Below are 18,449 nucleotides of genomic sequence, written 5' to 3'. Positions count from 1 at the left end.
ACAACTGCGGCTGCGGCTGCGGCTGCGGCTGCGGCTGCGGCTGCGGCTGCGGCTGCGGCTGCGGCTGCGGCGAAGCTTGCGGCGGCGCGGCGGTGCGAAACGCACCCGGACGGGGCCCTGCGCTGTGCGGGGTCACGGGACCGGATACGGGCGGGGCCTGCGCTGTGCGGGGGTCACCTGAGCCCGGCGGGCCCTGCGCGGGTCACCTCAGCCCGGCGGGCCCTGCGCCGCGTCGGTCACCTGAGCCAGGGCAGGTCCGCTCCGGTGTCCTGGGGCTGCAGTCCCTCCGCCATGACCTGCATGATCTCGCCCAGCTGCGCGACCTGTTCCGGTGTGAGCCGGTCGAACATCGCCTGGCGCACGGCTTCGACATGGCCGGGTGCGGTCCGCCGGAGGACCCCGAAGCCTTCCTCCGTCAGTACGGCGTTCTGCCCGCGCTTGTCGGAGGGGCAGTCCTCCCGCCGGACCCAGCCGTTCTTCTCCAGCCGGGCTATCGCGTGCGAGAGCCGGGACCGGGTGATCTTGGCGTCGATGGCCAGCTGGGTCATCCTCTTGCGGCGGCGAGGCGCCTGGGAGAGCTGGACGAGCAGTCCGTAGTAGATGTGCGGCATGCCCGCGTCGCGCTGCAGCTGGCGGTCGAGGTGGTCCTCGAGGAGGGTGGTGGCGTGGAGGTAGGAGCGCCACACTCGCTGCTCCTCGTCGCTCAGCCAGCGTGGTTCCTGACCGCCCTCACCATTGAGTGCCCTGTTCATGTATCCCACTCTACGACCCTGTTCTTGAAAGTTGAACTAAGTGGGTCTAGGCTGGAATCAGCTTGAAAGTTCAAGCTTTTAGTACGCCGGGTCAGCAGACCGGGTTCAGCAGACCGGGAGCCGCCAGTCATGAACGCCACCCCCGCACCCCCCACCCCCGACGCGCCGCGCATGCCCGCGCTCTATCTCTCCCACGGCGCCCCGCCCCTGGCCGACGACCCGCTGTGGCCGGGCCAGCTCGCCGCCTGGTCCGACACACTGCCCCGGCCCAAGGCGATCCTGATGGTCTCCGCCCACTGGGAGGAGGCGCCCCTCGCCCTCGGCGCGACCCGGACCGTGCCCCTGGTGTACGACTTCTGGGGCTTCCCCGAGCACTACTACCGTGTCCGCTACGGCGCGCCCGGAGCCCCCGAACTCGCCGACTCCGTACGCAAACTGCTCCGCCGCGCCGGTACGCCCGTGCAGGACATCCCCGACCGGGGGCTCGACCACGGCGCGTACGTCCCGCTGGTGGAGATGTATCCGGACGCGGACATCCCCGTGCTGCAGATCTCCATGCCCACGCTCGATCCGCAGAGGCTGCTCGAGATCGGGCGCAGGCTCGCCCCGCTGCGGGACGAAGGCGTACTGATCGTCGGCAGTGGCTTCTTCACGCACAACCTCGCGGCGCTGCGGCACGACGGAACGCCCGGCTGGTCCACCGAGTTCGACGACTGGGGGCGGCGAGCGCTGGCGGACGCCGACGTCGACGCACTGCTCGACTTCGAGAACAAGGCCCCCGCCGGGCGGCTCGCCCACCCGCGGACCGAGCACTTCGCGCCACTTTTCGTCACCATCGGGGCGTCGGAGGCGGAGATCGGCAACGGCCGGAGCGTGATCGACGGCTTCTGGATGGGGCTGGCGAAGCGGTCCGTGCAGTTCGGCTGACGCTTGCTCGACGCCGGCCGGCGTTCCTGCGCCCCCGTCCCGCCGCGTCCGGCGCGGCTCAGGAGGCCGACCGGCTCAGTCCAGGTGCTTCTCGAACCAGGCCACGTCCCAGTACCGGCCGAACTTCCGCCCGACCTCTCCGTACGTGCCGACGTGGCGGAAGCCGAAACGGGTGTGCAGCCGGACGGACGCGTCGTTCGGCAGGGCGACGCCCGCGTAGGCCCGGTGCACGTCCTCGTCGGCCAGGGCCTCGAAGAGCGCCTTGTAGAGCAGGGTGCCGATACCGCGTCCGGCGGCCCGCGGCACGCAGTAGACGCTGACCTCGACGGATGTGGAGTAGGCCGCCTTGGGGCGGAAGGGGCTGCTGGTGGCGTAGCCCAGGATCCCGTGTGTCGGGTGGTCCGGGGGATTCGGTCCGGCAAACCGGACATCCTGAGCAACCAGAAGGCGGTGCGGGCCGTCTTCAGGGTGGGAGTGCAGCCATGAGCGGCGCTGCTCAGGGGTGAAAACCGTGGTGTCGAACGTGATCGGGGTCTCACGGACGTAGTGGTTGTAGATGTCCGTGAGGGCCGCGAGGTCGGCCTCCGCGCCCGCCCTGACCTGCACCTCCGCCTGTTCCGGCAGCATCCGTCCTCCTGGGTCGGCCGGATAGGGTACTGCATGATCGCGGAAATCGATGCACCTGATGGGAATTCTGTCCGGATTCCAGTCGTTGTTTCCTTCGGATGCAGGGCACCCGGGAGGGTGTCGCGACCTACTCAGCAAGGGAGCTCGCATGGCAACCCGTGCCGTCGCCCGCCGTCAGTCCGACTCCGGTGGGGCGACCGACAGGGCAGGCAGTGTTCGCGCCGTGGGCGGGGAGATCGCCGATCGCGACCTGGTCGGCATGTACCTCGACGAGATAGCGCGTACGCCGCTGCTCGACGCCGCCAAGGAAGTCGAGCTGTCCCAGACCATCGAGGCGGGTGTCTACGCCCGTCAGATCCTCGACAAGGAAGTAGACAGCGAAGCCGGCGGAGCCACGCGGGAGGAGCTGGAGGCGCTGGCCGAGGCCGGTGAGCGTGCCAAGGACATCTTCATCCGCTCGAATCTGCGTCTCGTCGTGGCCGTCGCCCGGCGTTATCCGCGCAGCGGGCTGCCGCTGCTCGACCTGATCCAGGAAGGGAACGCAGGCCTGGTCCGCGCCGTCGAGAAGTTCGACTACGCCAAGGGGTTCAAGTTCTCCACGTACGCGACATGGTGGATCCGTCAGGCGATCACCCGGTCCATAGCCGATCAGTCCCGCACCATCCGGCTCCCCGTCCACCTGGTCGAGGAACTGGGCCGCATCCGTCGCGTCCAGCGCGAGTTCAATCGGGAGAACGGCCGGGACCCGGAGCCGTCGGAGATCGCCGAGGAGCTCGGCTCGACGGCCGAGCGGGTCATCGACGTCCTCGACTGGGCCCGTGACCCGGTCAGCCTGAACATGTCGGTGGACGACGCCGGCGAGACCCAGTTCGGCGACCTGCTGGAGGACACGTCCGCCGTGTCGCCGGAGCAGTCGGTGCTCACTCTGCTGCGCAGCGAGGAGCTGGAAGACCTGATCGGCAAGCTGGACAACCGCACCGCGTCGATCATCCGCATGCGGTACGGGATCGAGGACGGCAGGGAGCGCACCCTGACCGAGGTCGGCAAGGAACACGGCCTGACGCGGGAGCGGATCCGCCAGATCGAGAAGCACGCGCTGCTCGAGCTCAAGCGGATGGCCCGCGACACGGGCTTCGAGCCGGCCGCCTAGGAGCCCGGGGGCTGAGAGACGGTCCGCCCCCGGGCCGGCCCGTCCATGACCGGTGCGCGGAAGCGGCGCGCCGGCCGTCGGCGGTGCCCCCTCAGCCTGTTGCCCTGGCGAGCCGCGTCGCCAGGTCCGTCATGTACTCGCGCAGCGACGGCGGGCCGTGGACGGTGAACTCGCAGTCCACGAGCGCCAGACGCAGCGCCAGCCACTCGACCGAATCCGCCGACCTGGCCCGGAGCCGGCATGTGCCCTCGCCCGTCGGCGAAGGCGCGCCGAGGTGCTCCGGCAGCCGCGCCGCCACGAACGACGCCGGAGCCTCGAAGCTCACATCGACCTCGTGCTCCTGCTGGTGCCGTGACATCGAGTGGCTCAGCAGCTCCGCCGCGTCCCCGGCGGGCATCTCACGCGGCGTGAACCGGGCCCCTGTCGCGAACGGCTCCGTCACCCGGTCGACGCGGAACGTCCGCCAGTCCTCCCGTCCCATGTCGTACGCCACCAGGTACCACCGCCACCCCGTCGAGACGAGGCGGTACGGCTCCACCTGCCGCCGCGTCTCCGCGCCGTCCCCCGCCCGGTAGCAGAACCGGAGCCGCTCGCGCGCCGTCACTGTGCCCGCGATGACCGTCAGGGTCTGCGGATCGATCGTCGCGCCGTCGCCCCTGGTGAGGGGAAGGGTCGCCGCCTGGAGTGTGGTGACCCGGTGGCGCAGCCGGGACGGCAGCACCTGCTCGAGCTTGGCCAGCGCCCGCACGGACGCTTCCTCGATGCCCTCGATCGCGTGGCCCGCCCCGGCCCGCAGCCCGACCGCGATCGCCACGGCCTCCTCGTCGTCCAGCAGCAACGGCGGCATCGCGGCGCCCGCGACCAGCCGGTATCCGCCGACCGCGCCCTTGGTGGCCTCGACCGGGTATCCGAGGTCGCGCAGCCGGTCGATGTCGCGCCGGATCGTGCGCGGGCTGACGTCGAGGCGCTCGGCCAGCTCGCTGCCGGGCCATTCCCGGGGCGTCTGGAGGAGCGAGAGCAGATTCAGAAGTCGTGCCGGAGTGTCCGTCATGTTTCTCAGGATGCCCGCGATCTAGGACATGTTCTGTCCTATACCCCGCCTAGATTCCTCGTCATGAGTTCACAGCAGCCCGCCGTTGCCGAAACGGCAGCCGTAACCGATGTGGCGCCGGACGCCCGCCATGACCGCCGCCGCTGGATAGCGCTGGCGATCGTCATGACCGCCGCCTTCATGGACCTGGTCGACGTCACCATCGTCAACATCGCGATCCCCAGCATCGAGCGTGACCTCGGCGCGTCGTTCGGAGCGATCCAGTGGATCACCGCCGGATACGCGCTGGCCTTCGCCGCCGGCCTGATCACGGGCGGCCGGCTCGGTGACATCTACGGCCGCAAGCGGCTGTTCCTCATCGGCATCACCGGCTTCACGCTCGCCTCCGCCCTCTGCGGGTTCGCCGCCAACGAGGAGATGCTCGTCGCCTCCCGGCTGCTGCAGGGCTCGGCCGCCGCGATGATGGTCCCGCAGGTGCTCGCGATCGTGCACGTCACCTTCCCGGCGCACGAACGCGGCAAGGTCTTCGGCCTGTTCGGCGCCATCGTCGGACTGGGCGCCGTGTCCGGCCCGCTGCTCGGCGCACTGCTCACGCAGTGGAACCTGTTCGGCCTCGAATGGCGGCCGATCTTCCTGATCAACCTGCCCGTCGGCATCGCGGGACTGATCCTCGGGCGGAAGTACATCCTCGAGTCGCGTGCGCCGAAGGCCCTCAAGCTCGACCTCGTCGGCGTCGTGCTGGTCACGCTCGGACTGCTGATGCTGATCTACCCGCTCACGCGGGGCCGCGAGCTCAACTGGCCGCTCTGGGGCCACCTCTGCATGGCCGGCAGCCTGCTCGTCTTCGCCGCCTTCCTGGCGTACGAGAAGTACAAGACGCGCAAGGACGGCTCTCCGCTGGTCGAACTGTCGCTGTTCAAGGTGAAGAGCTTCGCCGCCGGTATCGCCGTACAGCTCACCTTCGGCATCGTGATGGGCATCTTCTTCCTCGTCTGGACGCTCTACATGCAGAGTGGGCTCGGCTGGAGCCCGCTGAAGGCCGGCCTGACCGGAGTTCCGTTCTCCATCACCGTCTCCGCGGCGGCAGGTATGTCCGTGCAACTGCTGGTGCCGCGCTTCGGCCGCAAGGTGCTTCAGGCGGGCGCGGCCACCATGGCGGCGGGGCTGCTCGTCTACATCTGGGAGGCCGACCGTTACGGCATGGCCGTCCAGCCCTGGCAGATGATCCTTCCGCTGGTCGTCATGGGTGTGGGCATGGGGCTGATCGTCGCGCCGCTGACCGACGCGGTGCTCTCCGAAGTCCCGCGCGAGCACGCCGGATCAGCGTCCGGACTGATCAACACGACCGGGCAGATGGGCACCGCGCTCGGCCTCGGCCTCGTGTCGCTGGTCTTCTTCGGATCGATCGACGAGGAGCAGCTCGCACCCGAGGCCGTCGGCGGCGCCTTCGCCCAGGCCTTCGAGAACTCGCTGTGGTGGGTCGCGGCCGTCCTCGGTGTCATCTTCCTGGTGATGTTCGCCCTGCCGGCCCGGCCGAAGCAGCACATGGAGGGCGGCGCGACGGACGACGTCGTGTCGGAGGACGTCCTGACGGAGGACGACGGGGCCGGGGTTCCGGCGGAAGGCGCGACGGGACCGCTCGCGAAGCCGGAGACGGAACCGGTCCTCTCACGCTGACCGGTCCGCAGGGTGCCCGCGCCGCGCTCACCGCGGCGCGGGCACCCTGCGTTCGCGCGCGGCACGGCCCGGACCGTTGAGCACGGCCGCGGGGCCGAAGGCGGCTAGCGGACGCGCGCCCGGAGCTCCATGGCCGCGCGGGCGTCCTGCTCCGCCTCGTAGACCTCACACATGTGGCGCCCGTCCGGCGTCGCCGTGTGCTCGACCTCCCACAGGCTCCGTTCCGTACCGTCGAGCAGCAGGAAGGCGTGCTCGTAGAGCGTGAAGCCCGCGTCCTTGCCGGCGACGCGGAACTGGCGCCCGAAGACCTGGGTGATGTGGTGGGCGAAGGCGCTGCGCAGCAGACGGGCCGTCTCGTCGCCCGGCCGGTCGGCGTTCTCCGCGCGGCGCAGCACCCGGCGGGCGTGGTCGGCGGAATCGTCCGGAGCGTACATCGGGGGCAGCGGGGCAGGCGGCGGCGCCATCAGGGCGGCGAGCAGCTCCAGATCGGCGTCCAGGTCGATGCCGAGCTCCTGCTCGAACGTGCTGCCCTGGCCGGCGGCGCTCCCCGTACCGGCGAAGCCCGGGAAGCCGGCGGGCAGTCGCGACGCCGCCAGCCGGGCCTCGGACTCCTCCGCGTAGAGCTCGTGCTGCTCCGTGCCGTCGCGGCCGGTGTTGTGCACGAGCTCCCACAGCACGAGCGAACTGCCGTCACCGAGCAGATAGGCGTGGCGGTACGTGGCCCGGTGCAGCGACGCGCTGTGGTGAGAGGAATGGAGTGAACTGGCGTGCGCCAGTGCGCAGCCGAGCCGCTCGACCGTTGCGTCGGGCAGGTCGAAGGAGTTGAGCGCCCGACCCAGGAGTCGCTCGAGGTGCGTCTCGGTTGTCTCGTACGGATCGTTCGGATCGTTCAAGAGGGGTCTCCAGGCCGTCGCCACAAGTCACTTGGTGATTGCTAAAAGTAGCGCTTCGGTCCGACAACGCGCTTCAGGGTTGGGTAAAACGAAGGGGCGCGTGGCAGAAGTTCCCGCGCGCCCCCAACTCGGCTGTCCGATACGTCAGTCGATGCCGTACAACTCCCCGTACGAAGGGAAGCTGCCGCCCGGTCCGTCGACGCTCGGGGCGGATCTCACGGCGTGCACGATCGCCCGCGTCACCATGTCGGCGCCCGCGGCGAGAACGTCGTTCAGCGCGAGCGGATTGCCTTCGGCGAGCGCCACCGAGCCCGTGGCCAGCGCGAACACCGTGTCGCCGTCATTGAGAAGGTGCACCGGCCGCACAGCGCGCGCGATGCCGTCGTGCGCCGTCCCCGCGAGCTTGTGCGCCTGCGCGCGGGTGAGATCGGCGTCGGTGGCCACGACGGCGAGGGTGGTGTTCAGCGGCGGGGGACCGTTCTTCTCGCGCGCCTCGGTCAGGCGCAGCTGCGCCGCGGTGTGCACCGCGGGGGAGGGGAGCGCCGCGCGATCCACGCCTTCGGTGATCAACTCGCCGTAGAGCGCGCCGGTCCCGGGATCGACGGCCGAGCCCACCGCGTTCGCCACGACCAGCGCGGCCACGGTGATGCCGGACTCGAGGACGGTGCTCGCCGTGCCGACACCGCCCTTGAAGTGCCCGATCACCGCGCCGGTCCCGGCACCGACCGCACCCGCCTCGACCCGCGCGCCCTCGTCGGTGGCGGCGGCCGCCTCCACCGCCGCCCGGCCTGTGGAGGCGTCCGGCCGTGCGGACCAGTCGCCGCCGCGCCCCAGGTCGAAGACGCACGCCGCCGGCACGACGGGCACGACCTGCGAGGGGTCAGGGCCGACCCGTACGCCCCGGCCCTGTTCCTCGAGCCACGCCATCACCCCGGCGGCCGACTCGAGCCCGAACGCGCTGCCGCCGGTCAGGACGACCGCCTCGATGCGCTGGACGACATTGCGCGGATCGAGCGCGTCGGTCTCCCGGGTGCCGGGCCCACCGCCCCTGACGTCGACGGCCGCGACCACGCCGCCCTCCGGCGCGAGGACGACGGTCGTGCCGCTGAGCGCACCGTCTCCGGTGACCTGTGCGTGACCGACCCGCAGACCCGCCACATCCGTGAGGCCGTCGGTCGGCCCGTCAGTCCTCTTCATAACGACCATGTACGCCAGGTTAGTTGGGCCGGCCGTGCGCGGCGGCGGTCACGCGGACGCGCGGCGCGGTCTCGACCGGTGCTCCAGCAGATCTCGATCCGGTGCTCGGCGTCCGCGCGATTCCGGTGCCGATGAGCGCTGCCCGCAGCGGTGGTCCATGCGCGGCCGTGCCGACCTGAAGGGCCACTGGGCTCCGCCCTGCCCGCTCGCGGCGTGCCGACCGATGGGCCACCCGGCCCGGCCCGGATCCGGGGGCCGTCGTCAGGGTGAGGGAAGACAGGTGACGGCAGGGGGTCCCTCGGCCGTACCCTGGAGGTATGAGGACCGCCCCCGCCCCCGGACCGCGCGATGCGAAGCAGCCCGGACAGCAACGACCCGAGCCGAGGCTGATCTTCGACGATCCGCTGGACCAGCAATCGGCGGACGATACGGACCGTGGGTGGGGTGAGCGGCCTCCCGCGAGCAGCGACAGCGCCGCCGATCTCGCACGCTTCCTCGACGAGAAGCCGCCCCACCACATCTGAGCCGTACGAGCCCCGAGGGGCCGTCGGCCGCGTCAGCGACCGGCGCCGGGCTCCGGTGCGCCGGCCGGACCGGAGTCGTCGCCGGCAGCCGTCGAGCCGGTACGGCGCTGCGCGACCAAGGCGTCGCGGATCTCCTTCAGCACCTCCAGCTCGGTCACCTCGAGCGTCTCCTGCACACCCTCCTTCGCCTTCTGCGCGGCCACGCGGCGGGCGAGGTACTTCGACATGGGCAGCACCATGAGGAAGTAGACGACGGCAGCGGTGATCAGGAACTGGAGCGTCGCGCCGAGCACCGATCCCCACATGATCTGGATGCCCTGCATCTCGCCGTCGGGGCCGAGCCTGCACGGGTCCTTCAGGCAGGAGCTGTAGGCATCCAGGTCCTTCGTTCCGAACGCCCCGACCAGCGGGTTGATCACGCCCTTCACCACAGCGTTCACGATGTTGGTGAAAGCGGCACCGATGACGACGGCGACCGCGAGGTCGATCACGTTGCCACGGAGCAGGAAGGCTTTGAAGCCTTCGAGGACGCTCGGCTTCTTCTCGCTCACGAATGAGCCTCTCTTCATACATGTAGTAAAGGAGGGGGACGGCTCGGCAACTTACGTCAGCGCCCGGCCTCCTTGTCCAATCCGCAGCCGCTATGGGATTACCCGGGGCTACGTCAGTACGAGTCAGCACACCGTCACCACCAAGCGGGAGGTCGCACCGGCGCCCGCCAGCTCCGCCGCCGTGGCCCGCGGCACGGACAGCACGACGAGTGCGCCGCCGTCCGCGGAGTCCTCGGTCCCGGCCGGAACCTCGGTCACCCGGACCCCGGACGCCACGACCTTCGCCGCAACCGCCCCCTCGCCTCCGGCCGCGGGAGGGTCGGCGGCCGCGATGACGTCGACGCGGTCCCCGGGCCGCAGGAGCCGCACCGTCGCCGCGTCCGCGATGCGCACGGGCGCGGACACCAGCTCGGTGGCAGGACGCGGTTCACGCTCCGGGGACGCGGCAGCCGGCACACCGGCGCCCGGACCGCCCCGGGCCTCCTGCCCCGGCCCGCCCGTGACGTCGGCTCCCCGGGCCGTCGACGCGGCGAGCGCCGCGGCCGTCACCGCCAGGCCCGCGGCCATGGTTCGCCGCTGCCGCCACAGCGCTCGGCGAAGCCGCTGCGCCCCGCCGCGGACCCGCAGCGGGGCGAACGGCGGTACGCCCAAGGGCTCCGGCGCGGGAGAGGGGGGAGGGGAGGAGTGCACGAAGGACATGTCGCACCGCCTGTCGCGAGGAGTGGTCCGGGCCCTGCGCCCGTGACCGACCGCTCATCACGATCCACGTTCCGGCGCAGGCCCGCCGAAGCCTGTGGACAGTGCGATGTATGTGGACAACTCGCTCACCGGAATGGGTGTCGGAGCGTGTCCCAGCGCGAGCGCCCCGGTCCTGCGACCTCGCAGCCGTGCGAGATGATCATGGCGTCCCACGACCTCGCAGCCTGCGACGCAATGCGCCCCGCAACCGCACAACCCCGCCGCCCGACACGTGCGCCCGCGACCGCGCAGCCCCGCCCGCCCGCGACGCGACCTCACCCCAGGACGCGACCTCGCCGCGCTACGGCAGCGTGATGCCCGGGTCCATCCCCGCCAGCGCGTTGCCGCACGTGCAGTCGCGTTCGTCGTTCGACGGCAGACCCGCCACCGCGTCGAACAGGACCGTCCGCAGCCGGTCGACGTTGGCCGCGAACACCTTCAGCACCTCTTCGTGCGAGACGCCTTCGCCCGCCTCGGCGCCGGCGTCCAGATCGGTGACCAGCGTGATCGACGTGTAGCAGAGCTCGAGCTCCCGGGCGAGGACGGCCTCGGGGTGCCCGGTCATGCCCACCACCGACCAGCCCATCGCCGCGTGCCACCGGGACTCGGCCCGGGTGGAGAAGCGGGGCCCCTCGACGACCACCAGGGTCCCGCCGTCCACCGGCTCCCAGTCGCGTCCGCGCGCCGCGTCCAGCACGGTCCTGCGCCCTCGCGGGCAGTACGGATCGGCAGGCGACACGTGCACCACGTTGGGGACGGTCCGGTCGGGCAGCGGCAGGCCGTCGAAGTAGGTCTGCGCCCGCGCCTTCGTGCGGTCCACGAACTGGTCGGGCACGAGCAGCGTGCCGGGGCCGTACTCGGGCACGAGGCCCCCGACCGCGCACGGGCCGAGGACCTGGCGGACGCCGACGGAGCGCAGCGCCCAGAGGTTGGCGCGGTAGTTGATGCGGTGCGGCGGCAGGTGGTGGCCGCGCCCGTGACGGGGCAGGAAGGCGACCCGCCGTCCGGCGACGTCACCGATGAACAGGGAGTCGCTGGGCGGACCGTAAGGGGTCTCGACCTCGATCTCGGTGACGTCCTCCAGGAAGGAGTAGAAGCCCGAGCCGCCGATCACACCGATCTCCGCCGGGCCGGCCGCTTCGCTTGCGTTCGACTTGGTCGCCATGGCGATCACAGTAGCCGCAGGCGCACATGCCAAGAACCCCGCCGTGGTCAGGTGCCGGGCGGGGTCTCGGAAACGTAAGGATCAGGCTGCGGAGCCGGACGTGCTCGACGTGCTCGAGGACGAGGAAGAAGCCGTCGAGGAGGCGGCCGGGGACGACGCCTTCGTGTCCGACGAGGACTTCGTGCCCGTCGAGGACGAGGAGGTCGACGCGGGCGAGCTGCTCGACGACGAGCCGCGGCTGTCGTTGCGGTAGAAGCCGGAACCCTTGAAGACGATGCCGACCGCTGAGAACACCTTCTTCAGGCGTCCGTCACAGCTGGGGCATACGGTCAGGGCGTCATCGGTGAACTTCTGCACCGCCTCGAGGCCCTCGCCGCATTCGGTGCACTGGTACTGGTAGGTCGGCACTTGTCTTCCTCCTGGCACTCTCACTCGATGAGTGCTAACGACGATCCATAGTGACGTATTCCGCGGAATCAGTCCACCGTCACCGGCACTCGGTGACCGATCCCACGCGCCGCGACCCGTCCGGAGGTACGCGGCGTGAGACGCGAACGCAGGGTCACAAGGGTGATCAGCGCGAGCGCGGTGCCCACCAGCGGCACGGCGAATCCGGCGCCGGCACCGTATTTGTCGGCCAGCTGTCCGGCCACCGTCACGGCGGCGGCCTGACCCAGCGCCACCGCACCCGTCAGCCAGGTGAAGGCCTCGGTGCGGGCGGAGGCCGGTACGAGCGAATCGACGAGGGTGTAGCCGCTGATCAGCGCGGGGGCGATGAAGAGGCCGACGATCAGGCCCAGAGCCCCGAGCAGCACCACGGAATGTGCCGTCCAGAGGACGGACGCGGCCAGAGTGAGGCCCGCGTACCCGAGCACCAGCCTGCGGCGCGGGCCGGTCTTCCAGGCGATGGCGCCGACGGCGACGCCGGCCAGCATGTTGCCGGCGGCGAAGAGGCCGTACAGCAGACCGTTCATGCCGGGCTGCCCGATCTCCTCGGTGAACGCGGTCAGCGAGACCTGCATGCCGCCGAAGACGGAGCCGATGCCGAGGAAGGCCACCGCCAGGACCCGCACGCCGGGCACGGACAGCGCGGAGGTGCGCTCACCCGCAGTGTCGGCGAGGGAGTGGCCGTGGGCGGGCTGGGTGCGGCGCTGGGCGGCGAACAGCAGTCCGCCGGCCAGGGTGAGCGTCGACTCGGCGATCAGGCCGGCCGCCGGGTGGACCCCGGTGCACAGCGCCGTGGCGAGGACAGGTCCCACCACGAAGGTGAACTCGTCCGTCACCGACTCGAAGGCCGCGGCCGTCGACATCAGCGGCGAGCCCTGGAGGCGCGCGGCCCAGCGGGCCCGCACCATCGGGCCGACCTGGGGAACGGAGGCGCCGGTCGGCACGGCCGCGGCGAACAGCGCCCACAGGGGGGCGCCGGTGAGGGCCAGCACGGTGAGCGCGGCGCCTGAAGCCGTGTGCACGAGCACGCCGGGCACCAGTACGGCGCGCTGGCCGAAGCGGTCGGCGAGCTTGCCGCTCTGCGGTGCGAACAGCGCCATGGACACGCCGGTGACGGCTGCGACGGCGCCTGCGCTGCCGTACGAGCCGGTGGTGTGCTGGACGAGCAGGACGATGCCGATGGTGAGCATCGCGAAGGGCTGCCGGGCGGCGAACCCGGGAAGCAGGAACGTCCAAGCGCCTGCGGTACGGAGCAGCTGCCCGTAACCAGGACGCTTGCCGGACGCGACCGTGGACTCCACGGTCCTTGCCTTTCTGCCGCCTGGTAGCGCTCCCCTGGGTGTCGGGAGCCGCCGAGAGCTGTCCTCTTGCGCGGAACTGCGGTAGATACCGGGGTCCACAGCGAGGGACTCCGCGGCCGCCATACGGTCGCGCCAGCTCTGCGTCAGGCAGAGTTGGTCGATCAGTGTGCCTTCATGGTACAGGGATTTTCCCCTGCCGCATCCTGGGAAATGACAGGGATCACCTCACGTATTCCTTGTGATGCACGGACTGGATCACCGGCTGACCCGCTGATCCGGTCCGCCGGTCACAGATGCCGGCGGCGTGCACCGCCCCCTGTGCCCAGCCAGCCCGCCAGCTTTCCGCCCTGTGCGACCGCCCGCAGGCGCCGCTCGGCGGCGTCCCGCACGGGGTCGGTCGCCACCACGAGGAGCTCGTCGCCGTGCCGCAGCACCGTCGACGGCAGCGGCACGAAGCTCTTGCCGTCGCGGACGACGAGGGTGACGGCGGAGCCCGACGGCAGCCGCAGCTCGGCGACCTCCACGCCGTGCATCTTCGACCCTTCGGGAACCTCGACCGAGAGCAGGTGTCCGCGCAGCCGCTCCAGAGGCGCTGACTCGATGCCGAGGTCGGCGGCCTCCGAGGAGTCGCCGAGCCGCAGCCGCCTCGCGAGCCAGGGCAGGGTCGGCCCCTGCACCAGGGTGTAGACGACCACCAGGACGAAGACGATGTTGAAGATCCGGTCGTTGCCCTCGACGCCGGAGACCATGGGGATCGTCGCGAAAATAATGGGCACCGCGCCGCGGAGGCCGGCCCACGACATCAGCACCTGTTCCTGCCACGGGATACGGAAGGGCAGCAGGCTGATGAAGACTCCGACCGGGCGCGCGACCACGGTCAGCATCAGGCCGACGATCACCGCGGGCCAGAAGTCGCGGAGCAGTTCGTGCGGTGTCACCAGCAGGCCGAGCAGGACGAACATGCCGATCTGGGCCAGCCAGCCGAGTCCTTCGGCGAATCCGCGATTGGCCGGGGAGTGCGGCAGTTTGGCGTTGCCGAGGACCATCGAGGCGAGATAGACGGCGAGGAACCCGCTGCCGTGCGCCATGGCGCCGGCCGCGTACGCCATGACCGCGATCGCCATGACGGCGATCGGGTAGAGGCCGGAGGCGGGCAGGGCCACATGCCGCAGGGCGTACGCGCCGAGCCAGCCGGTCGCGAGTCCGACGACCGCGCCGATGGCCAGCTCCAGCGCGATCTCGCCGACCAGCATGTACCAGGCGTCGATCGGCCCGGTCGTGGAGAACGCCACCACCAGGATCACGACGGGGGCGTCGTTGAAGCCGGATTCCGCTTCGAGCGCGCCGGTCACCCGGGAAGGCAGCGGCACTTTGCGCAGCACGGAGAAGACCGCGGCGGCGTCGGTCGACGAGACGACCGCGCCGACGATCAGGGCCTGCTGCCACGGGAGTCCCACCAGATAGTGGGCGGCGGCCGCCGTGACGCCGACGCTCACCGCGACACCGACCGTCGCCAGCGCGGCGGCCGCGGGCAGCGCGGGCCTGATCTCTTTCCACTTCGTGCCGAGTCCACCTTCGGCGAGGATCACCACGAGGGCGCCGTAGCCGATCACCTGCGTCAGTTCGGCGTCGTCGAACTGGACGTCGAGCAGCCCGTCCTGGCCGATGGCGATCCCGATGCCGAGATACAGCAGCAGGCTGGGAAGCCCGCTGCGCGAGGAGACGCGCACAGCCGCCACGGCGACGAGCAGGACGAGCGAGCAGATGAGCAGGAGTTCGTTGAGCTGGTGGACAGTCAGTGGCCGATCCTTCCCCTCGCGCCTTGCGGCCGGATCTTCGTACCGGCGGGCGACACTTCGTTACCTTACCTAATCTTTAACGCGTTCTTGACGGTCTGATGATCTGTTTGTCTGTGGACGAGGGTGCCTTGTGGATACCGCGTCCGGGCCGGTCGGGCGCTGCGCCTAGAGTTGCCTCAGCATTCCCAGGACCACCCTGCCCCTCGAAGGACAGCGATGCCCGCCAACACAACCGCCTCTTCCCCCAAGAAGAAGAAGGGGCGACGCGCCCGTCTGCTCGTGCTCGTCCTGGTGCTGGCCCTCGTGGCGGGCGTCGGCTACGGGGCGTACTGGAGCATCAGTACGGTGCGTGCCTCCTTCCCGCAGACCACCGGGTCGATCCAACTCGAAGGGCTCGGCGGCACGGTCGAGGTCAAGCGGGACGACCACGGCATCCCGCAGATCTACGCGGACACCGACGAGGACCTCTTCCGCGCCCAGGGATTCGTTCAGGCGCAGGACCGCTTCTGGGAGATGGACGTCCGCAGGCACATGACCTCCGGCCGGCTCTCGGAGATGTTCGGCTCCGGCCAGGTCGGGACGGACGCGTTCCTCCGCACGCTCGGCTGGCGCCACGTCGCGCAGGAGGAGTACGACACCAAGCTCTCCGCGGAGACGAAGAAGTTCCTCCAGGCCTATTCGGAAGGCGTCAACGCGTACCTCAAGGGGCGCTCCGCCGAGGAGATCTCGGTGGAGTACGCGGCGCTGTCCTTCACCAACAACTACAAGCCCGAGCCGTGGTCGCCGGTCGACTCGGTGGCCTGGCTCAAGGCGATGGCGTGGGACCTGCGCGGGAACATGGAGGACGAGATCGACCGCTCCCTGCTGACCAGCAGGCTCAGCGAGAAGCAGATCAAGGACCTCTACCCGTCCTATCCGTTCGAGCGCAACAAGCCGATCGTGCAGGAGGGCGGCATCAGCCAGGCCACCGGGAAGTTCGACCCGGCGGCCAAGCCGTCCGACCTCGAGGACGGCTCCACCGGCGGAAACACGGGCGACGGCACGGGCACCGGTACCGGTACGGGAACCGGTACTGGCACCGGTACGGGTACGGGCACCGGCAGTGCCGGCGGTGACGCGGACGCGGCCTCCGGAGCGAGCTCGCAGCTGGCCGCGCTCTCCGACGCCCTCGACGCGGTCCCCGCTCTGCTGGGTCCCAGCGGCAACGGCATCGGGTCCAACTCCTGGGTGGTCGACGGCGAGTACACGACCACCGGCAAGCCCCTGCTGGCCAATGACCCGCACCTCGCGCCCCAGCTGCCCTCGCTCTGGTACCAGATGGGCCTGCACTGCCGTGAGACCTCCGCGAAGTGCCGCTACGACGTCGCGGGCTACACCTTCTCAGGCATGCCCGGCGTGATAATCGGCCACAACCAGGACATCGCCTGGGGCTTCACCAACCTCGGTGCCGACGTCACCGACCTCTACCTCGAGAAGCTCACCGGCGACAGCTACCTCGTCGGCGACGAGGAGAAGCAGCTGACCACCCGCAAGGAGGTCATCAAGGTCGCGGGCGGCGCCAGCAAGACGATCACGGTCCGCTCCACCGGTCACGGCCCCCTGGTCTCCGACCGCAGCGAAGAGCTGGAGAAGGTCGGCCAGAAGGCGCCCGTGTCCAATGCCGCGCCCGACCGCGCGTCCGGCTACGGAGTCGCCCTGCAGTGGACCGCCCTCCAGCCGGGCAGGACCATGGACGCCGTCTTCGAGCTCAACCGCGCCAAGGACTTCCAGAGCTTCCGTAAGGCCTCGCAGAAGTTCGAGGTCCCCTCGCAGAACCTGGTCTATGCCGACACCAAGGGCAATATCGGCTACCAGGCCCCGGGCCGGATCCCGGTCCGTGCCCAGGGCGACGGCTCCACCCCCGCGCCCGGCTGGGACCCTGCGTACAAGTGGACCGACTACATCCCCTTCGACGAGCTGCCGTACGAGTACAACCCCGACCGCGGCTACATCGTCACCGCCAACCAGGCCGTCATCGACGCGGAGAAGTACCCGTACCTGATCACCACGGACTACGGCTACGGCGCCCGGAGCCAGCGCATCAACGACCTCATCGAGTCGAAGATCCAGGGCGGCGGCAAGATCTCGACCGAAGACATGCGCACCATGCAGACGGACAACAGCAGCGAGATCGCGAAGCTGCTCACGCCCTATCTGCTGAAGATCGACATCTCCGACCCGTACGTCCGCGAGGCGCAGAAGCTGCTCGAGGGCTGGGACTACACCCAGGAGCCGGACTCCGGCGCCGCCGCGTACTTCAACGCGGTGTGGCGGAACGTCCTCAAGCTGGCGTTCGGCAACAAGCTCCCCAAGGAGCTGCGCGTCGAGGGCGAGTGCCTCAGCGTCCGTCCCGCCGACAGCACGGCCCCGGACGACGACCTCGAGGAGCGGGTGCGCGAGTGCGGCCGGCGTGACGCCGACTCGGCCCAGCCCGACGGTGGCGACCGCTGGTTCGAGGTGGTGCGACGGCTGCTGAAGGACGAGGACAACGCCTGGTGGCAGTCGCCCAGGACCCGTACGGAGCAGGCGACCGACAGCCGCGACGAACTGCTCGGCCGTGCGATGGCGGACGCCCGATGGGAGCTGACGGCCAGGCTGGGCAAGGACGCCTCCAGCTGGAGCTGGGGCCGCCTGCACCAGCTCACCCTGAAGAACCAGACGCTGGGCACCGACGGCCCGGGCTTCCTGCAGACCATGCTCAACCGCGGCCCGTGGAACCTCGGCGGCGGCGAGGCCGCGGTGAACGCCACAGGCTGGAACGCGGCGGGCGGCTACGAGGTCGTGTGGGTGCCGTCGATGCGGATGGTGGTCAACGTCGGCGAGTGGGACGAGTCCCGGTGGATCAACCTCACCGGCGCCTCGGGCCACGCGTACAACGCGCACTACACCGACCAGACCGACATGTGGGCGGACGGCGAGCTGCTGGACTGGGCCTACAGCAAGGAGGCGGTGACGGCCGGCACCGCCGATACGCTCACCCTCGTTCCTCCGGGCTATTCCGTCCCGTGAACCGGGTGACGCCGCCGGGCGTCACCACCGCGTGAACGGAGTGGTCGTGCGGTTCCGCCGGGACCTGCTCGACCACCTCGTTCGCGTGCAGGAGCACCACGAGGGCCGGTTCGGCGCCTGCGGCGGCGAGACGGGCGAGGACACGGTCGTACGAACCGCCGCCGCGCCCGAGCCGCATGCCCCGGGCGTCGACGGCCAGTCCGGGCAGCAGTACGGCCTCGGCCGTGAGCACCGCGTCCGGACCGAGCCGTTCCCCGTCCGGCTCCAGGAGCCCGCGTCCGGCCCGCTTCAGGTGGTCGGCGCCCCGGTACACCCCCCAGTCCAGGTCGTTGTCGTCCAGCAGGACGGGCAGCAGGACGCGTACACCTCTGGAGAGCAGCGCGTCGAGCAGCGCGCGTGTGCCGGGCTCGCGCCCCACGGACACATAGGCGGCCACGGTGCCCGCGTCCGCGAGCTCGGGGAGCAGCAGCGCGTGCCGTGCGAGAACCGCGGCGGTCTCCGCCACGTCCTCCATGGACAGGAGCCGTCGTGCGCCGAGCAGTTCGGCCCGTAGCACGCTCTTTTCCGACATGTCGGCGTTCATTGCCCACCCGTAAATGTGT

At 70.5% G+C, this 18,449-nt stretch carries 18 protein-coding genes; 6 read left to right on the top strand and 12 right to left on the bottom strand.

The window, feature by feature from the left end; all coding sequences use genetic code 11:
- On the top strand, positions 1-181 hold a 181-nt coding region (locus tag AB0K36_RS29675), incomplete at its 5' end, for a hypothetical protein (RefSeq protein WP_364600182.1).
- Between the two features lie 55 nt (positions 182-236).
- Here AB0K36_RS29675 and AB0K36_RS29670 read toward each other — a convergent pair.
- The gene (locus AB0K36_RS29670) at positions 237-752 is read right to left on the bottom strand and encodes a MarR family winged helix-turn-helix transcriptional regulator (protein ID WP_189469073.1); all 516 of its coding nucleotides are present in this window, start codon (positions 750-752) and stop codon (positions 237-239) included.
- A gap of 129 nt (positions 753-881) precedes the next feature.
- Here AB0K36_RS29670 and AB0K36_RS29665 point away from each other — a divergent pair, with 129 nt between their 5' ends.
- Positions 882-1,679 carry a dioxygenase family protein gene (locus AB0K36_RS29665; protein ID WP_364600180.1) on the top strand — a complete coding sequence of 266 codons (798 nt, stop codon included), beginning with the start codon at positions 882-884 and terminating at the stop codon, positions 1,677-1,679.
- A 75-nt stretch (positions 1,680-1,754) separates the two neighbouring features.
- Here AB0K36_RS29665 and AB0K36_RS29660 read toward each other — a convergent pair whose 3' ends face one another.
- Complete coding sequence (locus tag AB0K36_RS29660) at positions 1,755-2,306, bottom strand: GNAT family N-acetyltransferase (RefSeq protein ID WP_364600178.1); 552 nt, start codon at positions 2,304-2,306, stop codon at positions 1,755-1,757.
- Between the two features lie 148 nt (positions 2,307-2,454).
- Between AB0K36_RS29660 and AB0K36_RS29655 the strand changes: the two genes are divergently transcribed.
- Positions 2,455-3,456: a sigma-70 family RNA polymerase sigma factor gene (locus tag AB0K36_RS29655; RefSeq protein ID WP_189469078.1), complete on the top strand. Its 1,002-nt coding sequence runs from the start codon at positions 2,455-2,457 to the stop codon at positions 3,454-3,456.
- A 91-nt stretch (positions 3,457-3,547) separates the two neighbouring features.
- On the opposite strand, the gene AB0K36_RS29650 is transcribed toward AB0K36_RS29655, so the two are convergent.
- Positions 3,548-4,507, bottom strand: coding sequence for a helix-turn-helix transcriptional regulator (locus tag AB0K36_RS29650; RefSeq protein ID WP_364600176.1), 960 nt, complete (start codon positions 4,505-4,507; stop codon positions 3,548-3,550).
- A gap of 63 nt (positions 4,508-4,570) precedes the next feature.
- Here AB0K36_RS29650 and AB0K36_RS29645 point away from each other — a divergent pair, with 63 nt between their 5' ends.
- Positions 4,571-6,184, top strand: coding sequence for an MFS transporter (locus AB0K36_RS29645; RefSeq protein ID WP_435877959.1), 1,614 nt, complete (start codon positions 4,571-4,573; stop codon positions 6,182-6,184).
- A gap of 104 nt (positions 6,185-6,288) precedes the next feature.
- On the opposite strand, the gene AB0K36_RS29640 is transcribed toward AB0K36_RS29645, so the two are convergent.
- Positions 6,289-7,077 carry a DUF6227 family protein gene (locus AB0K36_RS29640; RefSeq protein WP_364600174.1) on the bottom strand — a complete coding sequence of 263 codons (789 nt, stop codon included), beginning with the start codon at positions 7,075-7,077 and terminating at the stop codon, positions 6,289-6,291.
- Positions 7,078-7,221: 144 nt separating this feature from the next.
- The gene (locus AB0K36_RS29635) at positions 7,222-8,274 is read right to left on the bottom strand and encodes a P1 family peptidase (RefSeq protein ID WP_364600188.1); all 1,053 of its coding nucleotides are present in this window, start codon (positions 8,272-8,274) and stop codon (positions 7,222-7,224) included.
- Positions 8,275-8,591: 317 nt separating this feature from the next.
- On the opposite strand from AB0K36_RS29635, the gene AB0K36_RS29630 reads away from it, so the two are divergent.
- Positions 8,592-8,798: a hypothetical protein gene (locus AB0K36_RS29630; RefSeq protein ID WP_005316407.1), complete on the top strand. Its 207-nt coding sequence runs from the start codon at positions 8,592-8,594 to the stop codon at positions 8,796-8,798.
- A gap of 32 nt (positions 8,799-8,830) precedes the next feature.
- On the opposite strand, the gene mscL is transcribed toward AB0K36_RS29630, so the two are convergent.
- The 6 genes from mscL to AB0K36_RS29600 all read right to left on the bottom strand — a co-directional run bounded on the left by mscL (position 8,831) and on the right by AB0K36_RS29600 (position 14,799).
- Entirely contained in the window at positions 8,831-9,349 is a 519-nt protein-coding gene (gene mscL, locus AB0K36_RS29625; RefSeq protein WP_364600186.1) for a large conductance mechanosensitive channel protein MscL, read from the bottom strand.
- A gap of 123 nt (positions 9,350-9,472) precedes the next feature.
- Positions 9,473-10,048 (bottom strand): RcpC/CpaB family pilus assembly protein, encoded by a 576-nt coding sequence (locus tag AB0K36_RS29620; RefSeq protein ID WP_364600172.1) that lies wholly within the window; start codon positions 10,046-10,048, stop codon positions 9,473-9,475.
- Positions 10,049-10,388: 340 nt separating this feature from the next.
- A complete protein-coding gene (locus AB0K36_RS29615) occupies positions 10,389-11,252 on the bottom strand; it encodes an S-methyl-5'-thioadenosine phosphorylase (protein ID WP_364600170.1) in 864 nt (287 codons plus the stop codon).
- Between the two features lie 81 nt (positions 11,253-11,333).
- Entirely contained in the window at positions 11,334-11,660 is a 327-nt protein-coding gene (locus AB0K36_RS29610) for an FmdB family zinc ribbon protein (protein ID WP_189469090.1), read from the bottom strand.
- A gap of 68 nt (positions 11,661-11,728) precedes the next feature.
- Positions 11,729-13,000 carry an MFS transporter gene (locus AB0K36_RS29605; RefSeq protein ID WP_364600168.1) on the bottom strand — a complete coding sequence of 424 codons (1,272 nt, stop codon included), beginning with the start codon at positions 12,998-13,000 and terminating at the stop codon, positions 11,729-11,731.
- A 287-nt stretch (positions 13,001-13,287) separates the two neighbouring features.
- Positions 13,288-14,799, bottom strand: a complete 1,512-nt coding sequence (locus AB0K36_RS29600; protein WP_364600184.1) for a potassium/proton antiporter — start codon at positions 14,797-14,799, stop codon at positions 13,288-13,290.
- Between the two features lie 216 nt (positions 14,800-15,015).
- Here AB0K36_RS29600 and AB0K36_RS29595 point away from each other — a divergent pair, with 216 nt between their 5' ends.
- Complete coding sequence (locus AB0K36_RS29595; RefSeq protein ID WP_364600166.1) at positions 15,016-17,847, top strand: penicillin acylase family protein; 2,832 nt, start codon at positions 15,016-15,018, stop codon at positions 17,845-17,847.
- Here AB0K36_RS29595 and AB0K36_RS29590 read toward each other — a convergent pair.
- The gene (locus AB0K36_RS29590; RefSeq protein WP_364600164.1) at positions 17,813-18,430 is read right to left on the bottom strand and encodes a 5-formyltetrahydrofolate cyclo-ligase; all 618 of its coding nucleotides are present in this window, start codon (positions 18,428-18,430) and stop codon (positions 17,813-17,815) included. The genes AB0K36_RS29595 and AB0K36_RS29590 overlap by 35 nt on opposite strands.
- Positions 18,431-18,449 lie beyond the last annotated feature (19 nt).

Source organism: Streptomyces kurssanovii (assembly GCF_040677245.1).
GTDB classification, from domain to species: domain Bacteria; phylum Actinomycetota; class Actinomycetes; order Streptomycetales; family Streptomycetaceae; genus Streptomyces; species Streptomyces kurssanovii.
This window is presented reverse-complemented; position numbering and strand designations above follow the sequence as displayed.

Coding starts and splice junctions, on each gene's coding strand:
- AB0K36_RS29615 (WP_364600170.1), bottom strand. CDS start 11,252: ATGGCGACCAAGTCGAACGCAAGCGAAGCGGCCGGCCCGGCGGAGATC.
- AB0K36_RS29620 (WP_364600172.1), bottom strand. CDS start 10,048: ATGTCCTTCGTGCACTCCTCCCCTCCCCCCTCTCCCGCGCCGGAGCCC.
- AB0K36_RS29660 (WP_364600178.1), bottom strand. CDS start 2,306: ATGCTGCCGGAACAGGCGGAGGTGCAGGTCAGGGCGGGCGCGGAGGCC.
- AB0K36_RS29655 (WP_189469078.1), top strand. CDS start 2,455: ATGGCAACCCGTGCCGTCGCCCGCCGTCAGTCCGACTCCGGTGGGGCG.
- AB0K36_RS29590 (WP_364600164.1), bottom strand. CDS start 18,430: ATGAACGCCGACATGTCGGAAAAGAGCGTGCTACGGGCCGAACTGCTC.
- AB0K36_RS29635 (WP_364600188.1), bottom strand. CDS start 8,274: ATGAAGAGGACTGACGGGCCGACCGACGGCCTCACGGATGTGGCGGGT.
- AB0K36_RS29630 (WP_005316407.1), top strand. CDS start 8,592: ATGAGGACCGCCCCCGCCCCCGGACCGCGCGATGCGAAGCAGCCCGGA.
- AB0K36_RS29670 (WP_189469073.1), bottom strand. CDS start 752: ATGAACAGGGCACTCAATGGTGAGGGCGGTCAGGAACCACGCTGGCTG.
- AB0K36_RS29665 (WP_364600180.1), top strand. CDS start 882: ATGAACGCCACCCCCGCACCCCCCACCCCCGACGCGCCGCGCATGCCC.
- AB0K36_RS29650 (WP_364600176.1), bottom strand. CDS start 4,507: ATGACGGACACTCCGGCACGACTTCTGAATCTGCTCTCGCTCCTCCAG.
- AB0K36_RS29645 (WP_435877959.1), top strand. CDS start 4,571: ATGAGTTCACAGCAGCCCGCCGTTGCCGAAACGGCAGCCGTAACCGAT.
- AB0K36_RS29595 (WP_364600166.1), top strand. CDS start 15,016: ATGCCCGCCAACACAACCGCCTCTTCCCCCAAGAAGAAGAAGGGGCGA.